The following is a 5,795-nucleotide window of genomic DNA, read 5'->3' as shown; positions in this document are numbered from 1 at the left end:
CCTCGCCAGCTCCGAAAGCCATTCCCGGTGGGGCTCGCAGACAAATTCGGCCCCTTCGGAAAACCCGCAATCAGTTGTTAGACAGAAGCAGACTTATGTCTAAACTATACGTTTATAATCAATATATTTCACGTATTACGTAGTAATATTTTTTGAATCAGAATCCAGAACACACCCTGCCATGACGACACACCCCGACTCCGCGCTGGATGACCAGCGCCTGCAGGCCGATATCGCAGCGTTGCGTACACGCTTTGCCGACACGCGCGAGCTCTACTGCGAAGTCTGCGCGCTGCTGTTCTTCCGCTATGGCATCACGCCCACGGCGAACAAGCTCTACAGCCTGGTGCGCAAGGGCAGCATGACGACGCCCGCCGACGTGCTGAACCGGTTCTGGCAGGATCTGCGCGACAAGACCCGTGTGAAGATCGACCATCCGGACCTGCCCGACGCCATGAAGCAGGTCGCAGCCGACGCCGTGCTCAGCATCTGGCAGGCGGCATCGGAAGCGGCGACCGGCCAGTTGGCCACACTGCGCGCCGAGGCGCGTCATCAGGCCCACGAAGCCGAAGCAGTACGCGATCAGGTCGTCGCAGAACTCGAGCTCGCCCGGCAGGCGACGGCGGCGACACAGGCTGAACTCGAAGCGACGCGCGCGCAACTCGCCAGCATGCGCGATGCGCTAGCCACCGAACGCGAGGCGCATGCGGCAACCGAGGCCCGCCTGCAGGAAATCCGCCGGCAAGTTGACGAAGCCGCCCCTCAGTTCGCGCAGGTCAAGGGCGAATTCACCGCTGAACTGGAGCGCGCACGCGACCGTGTCACCACCGCCGAGGAGCGGGCCGTCAGTCATGAGAAGCGCGCTCTGCGAGAAATTGACCAGGAACGCACCGCTCGCCAGAAAAGCGAAAAGACCGCTGAGAGCTGCGCGTTCAATTGGGCGGTGCACGCGCTGAACTGAAGGACACAGCGCTCCAGCATGCCGACGCGCTTGCCGCCTTGCGTACCGAGCTCCGGCTTTTACAGCAGCGGGATGAAAGCGCAACGCAACAGCACCTCGCCACCATGGATGAACTGACCAGCACGCGATCGCTGCTGCAGGACGCGCTGCAACGGGCTGAGCGCGCTGATGCCGAGGTTCAGGTCACGCGCCGATTGCTAGACGCGCTGAAAAGAACGCCGTCGGCCCGGACGGTGCCGAAACCGAAAGGGGGATAACAGCACCGGCTGTAACCAGTGTGCCTGGGCAAATCCCAAAGGCCACCTTCCCGCAAACGTTGGCGCGTAAAATAGGCAGCCGTCGCGGACAACGGATGCCGGGAGGCCATGACAAGGACAGGCAGTCAGCACTTCACTTATCCCTGCCTGCCCACACGTTGCCGTCATGGCGGGTTGAACATGCATGGATGGGTCACTGATGTCGTCAGTTTTTTATGACCAGGCGCAGATCGCGCACTGGCTGGATTCCCGCACCGTCGCCCGGGCGCGTGATTACGTCCACGCGGTGTCGAAGCTGCGCTGGCAGGACAACGTACTCAGCGGCGAGGTGCAGGGGACCGCGCGTCGCCCCTATACGGTGGATGTACAGTTTTACGACACAGCGGATGGCCTGTGGGCCGAAAGTGAATGCTCCTGCCCGGTTGGATACGACTGCAAGCACGCCGCGGCGCTGCTGATCGCAGGCCTCGAAAGAATGCCGAAGCCCCAGCCAGGCGTACGTCATGAACTCGTTAGCTGGCTGGAGACGTTTCGTGCCGAACTGGCGACTACCGCGCCCAATGCAAGGAAGGCGGCCTCGAAACCGACCCATACGCTCGCCTATGTGCTGGGCTGGTCGCGCTATCACCAGCGCCATGAAGTGCAACTCTTCAAGGCGCGCCGCAATGCCGACGGCACGATCCGCTCGATCGACGATGCGTGGAACAATGTCGAGGCCGCCCTCATCAAGCCGCCGAAATTCGTCACGGACGATGATCTGACGATCCTGCGTGGACTGTGGCTGGGTCGCTGTCGCGAGGACTATGGCAGCTTCGTGTTGCGCGGCTCAACCGGGGCGGATGTGCTGCAGAAGCTGATCGTGACCGGTCGCCTGTTCGCCGCAGTGAGCGCGAATCAGGGCGCATTGTCCACGCCTGTGGCGCTGTCCCAGGGCGATCCTCGTACGGGACAGATCGAGTGGCAGCCCCAGGCAGACGACCATCTGCGACCTGTATTGCGAACCGGGCCACCAGCCACGCTGCTGCTGGCAACCGAACCGCTCTGGTACGTCGACGCGCAGGCGGGTGTCGCCGGCATCGTGCAGTTGCCGTCGCAATCCCTGACATCGCAGCAACTGGCCACGTACCTGTCGATGCCGCCGATCTCGTTGGCTGAAGCACCGCTCGTGGCCGCCGTGCTGCGCGAGATTGCCCCCGATCTGCCGTCACCTCCGGCACACGACGCATCGGCCATCCGGGTGATCGACACCGAGCCGGTGCCGCTCCTGTCGCTCGACACCCGCTCGGTGTATTCCGCGAGCTTTGGGAAATATGACTACCACAGCGGCGTGCTGGATTTCGCGACCGTCGGTTTCGACTATGACGGGGTTTGCCTCAACGCGGATAGTGACGCGACCCTGGTCTCGCATCCCGACGGTGGCGTTGTTCAGCTCAGGCGGCGCCCTGATGCCGAGAAAAAGCGGCTGATAGAGTTACGCAAGACCGGGCTGCAGAAGATCCCCGCCAGTCGCGTACAGAGTATGCAATCGCTTCCCGATGCGATGCTCGGGCTGACGGAGCCCGATGCGTGGTACGCGTTCGTGAATGACGTGTTACCGGTGCTGCGCGGCAAGGGCTGGCGCGTCACCATGACCGCTGGGTTCCGCTTCAACGTGATCGAGATCGACGCCATCGACGGGACGGCGCACCACGCGGGCGACGGCTGGTTCGATCTGGAAATGGGGATCACGGTAGGCGACCGTACGGAGCGCCTCGAGCCGCTGCTGGCGGAACTGTTCCGGCGCGACCGGCGCTGGCTGTCGGGCGAACTCGATACGATTGCCGATGACGAAATGATCGAGCTGAGAACCAATCGGAGCGAACGGCTGCGCCTGCGCGCCGACCGGCTCAAACCGGTCGTGCGGATACTGGTCGATCTGTTCGAGTCTGTTGGAGAAGGTTCCCTGCGGATTTCCGAACTGGATGCCGGCCGCCTCGAAGCACTGAACGATACGGGCCGCTGGCAGTTCCACGGCGATGCGTCAATTCGCCAGCTCGCGCAGCGCCTGCAGGCCGGACCAGGTCTGGCCGAGGTACCCGTGCCGCGCGGATTGCAGGCTGAATTACGCGCGTACCAGCATCAGGGCTTAAGCTGGATGCAGTTCCTGCGCGAGCACAACCTGTCGGGCGTGTTGGCTGACGACATGGGACTCGGCAAGACCGTGCAGGCACTGGCCCATGTGCTCGCCGAAAAGGAGGCAGGTCGTCTCGAGCAGCCCGCGCTGATCGTCGTGCCGACCACGCTGGTCCACAACTGGCGCGAGGAAGCGGGACGTTTCGCGCCCGGCCTGAAAGTCCTCGATCTGAACGGGCACGAGCGCCGCGATCGTTTCGACCAGATCGGCGAACACGATCTCATCCTGACGACCTACGCGCTGCTGTGGCGCGATCAGGCCATCCTCGCGCGGCATGACTATCACCTGCTGATCCTCGACGAGGCCCAGTACGTCAAGAACGCCACGACCAAAGCGGCAGCTACCATCCGCGAACTGCGCGCGCAGCACCGCCTGTGTCTGACCGGTACGCCACTCGAAAATCACCTGGGCGAGCTGTGGTCCCAGTTCGATTTCCTGCTGCCCGGGTTCCTTGGCAGCCAGAAAGATTTTACGAAGCGCTGGCGCACGCCGATCGAGAAAGGCGGCGACACCGTGCGGCGCGAGCTGCTCGCACGCCGAATCCGCCCGTTCATGCTGCGCCGGCGCAAGGATGAGGTTGCGACCGAACTGCCGCCGAAGACAGTCATCGTGCGCACCGTGGACATTGAAGGTGCGCAGCGCGATCTGTATGAAACGGTACGCGCCGCGATGCAGGAAAAGGTCCGGACCGCCGTTGCCGCACAGGGACTCGCCCGCAGTCACATTATCGTGCTCGAGGCGTTGCTCAAGCTGCGTCAGGTCTGCTGCGATCCGCGCCTCGTCAAGCTGGAGAAAGCGGCACAGGTCAGGGAATCAGCCAAGCTTGACCTGCTCCTCGAAATGCTCCCGGAACTGATCGACGAAGGGCGCCGCGTGCTGCTGTTGTCGCAGTTCACCGGGATGCTGGCGCTGATCTCGGCGGCGCTCGAGAAGGCCGCCATCCCATACGTCATCCTCACCGGCGACACCACCGATCGCATGACGCCCGTGCAGCGCTTCCAGCAAGGAGAAGTGCCGCTCTTTCTGATCAGCCTGAAGGCCGGCGGTGTTGGTCTGAACCTGACGGCAGCCGACACCGTGATTCACTACGATCCGTGGTGGAACCCCGCCGCGGAAAACCAGGCGACGGATCGTGCGCATCGTCTCGGCCAGGACAAGCCGGTGTTCGTCTACAAGCTGATCGCCGCCGGCAGCATCGAGGAAAAGATCGTCGCGCTGCAGGAGAAGAAGGCCGTGCTGGCCGATAGCATTCTGTCCGAAGATGGCGCCGGCGCGGTCAAGTTTTCAGCCGACGACCTCGATGCGCTGTTTGAACCGATTCCGGATGTCTCGCCGGCCGCAGCGGCCCGTCCGCGCGCCAGGACCGGTACGCAGGGCCGATGATGTCCAGTTTCTCTGCAAATTCCATGACCCCAGCCGATTTTCCGTTCCCCGCACAAGCCGGCCACCGGCTCACCATCGCCCACGTCGAGGCCGCGCTCTCGCGCTGGCGTGAGCGCAAACCAGTCACCCTTCACACCTCGACCTCCCCGGGCGAAACCCTCGCCAGACTGATTGCGCGAATGACGACCCGCCGCGAAACCACCGTCCGGTGGATTGACCTCATTTTTGTGGAACGTCACGCGCTCGGTATCCTCTATCCGCATCCGGTCGGTAACGCCTGGCCCGGGTTGCCCCCTGACTGAAGCGACAATCAATTTCTCCAGTCGAGCCTGTGATGTTCAAGCCGTTGCCGATCGGTCAAATTTCTCTTTCTGGCTCATCGACTTAGCATCGTTTTGGCGAAAAATTGACGAATTGCGGCCAACCCTCGGAATGGCTTTCGGAGCTGGCGAGGGGGGAGCGGTTAAAGTGAGGGCTTTGCGGATGCGAAAATGGCTGCGAACCATGGCCGGCCTGCGATTCCCACGAAATTGAGTGAAGCGCAGTTCGGGCAATTTGTCTTGCCGCACCTGAGCCGGGGCCGGCGCGGCCCGCCGCCGACGTTGCCGTTACAGAGGATGTTCAACTACGTCCTGAAGGCGCTCTATATGGGGTGTCAATGGAAGATGCTGCCGATCGAAACGGATGCAAAGGGGCTGCCTGAAATCCACCACACCCGCATCTACCGGATCATGCGACGCTGGCAGGCTGACGGCAGCATCGACCGGGTCTTCGCGGGCTCGGTCGATCAACTGCATCGGGACCAGCTCCTCGACCTCGCGAACATCCATGGCGACGGCACGACCACAGCGGCAAAGAAAGGCGGCGACAACCTGGGCTACAGCGGGCACAAGCATCTGAAGGGCGACAAGGTGGTGGCCTTCAGCGATCGCAACTGCAACATCATCGCGCCATTCGTGACGGCGCCGGGCAATCGCAACGAATCACCCCTGCTGCGTGACGCGCTGCCCAAACTCACCGC

Annotated in this window: 5 protein-coding genes; all 5 read left to right on the top strand. The window is 62.8% G+C overall.

The genetic code is table 11. From position 1 onward, the window contains the following. Positions 1–181: 181 nt before the first annotated feature. Entirely contained in the window at positions 182–961 is a 780-nt protein-coding gene (locus tag EVC45_RS43185) for a DNA-binding protein (protein WP_248295507.1), read from the top strand. Between the two features lie 104 nt (positions 962–1,065). Beyond that, on the top strand, positions 1,066–1,218 hold the full coding sequence (locus EVC45_RS47405) for a hypothetical protein (protein ID WP_248295506.1): 153 nt from the start codon (positions 1,066–1,068) through the stop codon (positions 1,216–1,218). A gap of 199 nt (positions 1,219–1,417) precedes the next feature. Beyond that, positions 1,418–4,774 carry a DEAD/DEAH box helicase gene (locus EVC45_RS43180; RefSeq protein WP_129964174.1) on the top strand — a complete coding sequence of 1,119 codons (3,357 nt, stop codon included), beginning with the start codon at positions 1,418–1,420 and terminating at the stop codon, positions 4,772–4,774. A gap of 23 nt (positions 4,775–4,797) precedes the next feature. After that, positions 4,798–5,076: a hypothetical protein gene (locus tag EVC45_RS43175; RefSeq protein ID WP_129964173.1), complete on the top strand. Its 279-nt coding sequence runs from the start codon at positions 4,798–4,800 to the stop codon at positions 5,074–5,076. A 189-nt stretch (positions 5,077–5,265) separates the two neighbouring features. Then, positions 5,266–5,795, top strand: a 530-nt coding sequence (locus EVC45_RS43170) for a transposase (RefSeq protein WP_373683128.1), incomplete at its 3' end; no start/stop codon positions are given.

Source organism: Paraburkholderia sp. UYCP14C, from assembly GCF_004197395.1.
Taxonomy (GTDB): domain Bacteria; phylum Pseudomonadota; class Gammaproteobacteria; order Burkholderiales; family Burkholderiaceae; genus Paraburkholderia.
This window is presented reverse-complemented; position numbering and strand designations above follow the sequence as displayed.

What these genes read in the sequence shown, in the direction of transcription:
- EVC45_RS43185 (WP_248295507.1), top strand. Translation starts at nt 182, where the DNA reads ATGACGACACACCCCGACTCCGCGCTGGATGACCAGCGCCTGCAGGCC.
- EVC45_RS47405 (WP_248295506.1), top strand. Translation starts at nt 1,066, where the DNA reads ATGGATGAACTGACCAGCACGCGATCGCTGCTGCAGGACGCGCTGCAA.
- EVC45_RS43180 (WP_129964174.1), top strand. Translation starts at nt 1,418, where the DNA reads ATGTCGTCAGTTTTTTATGACCAGGCGCAGATCGCGCACTGGCTGGAT.
- EVC45_RS43175 (WP_129964173.1), top strand. Translation starts at nt 4,798, where the DNA reads ATGACCCCAGCCGATTTTCCGTTCCCCGCACAAGCCGGCCACCGGCTC.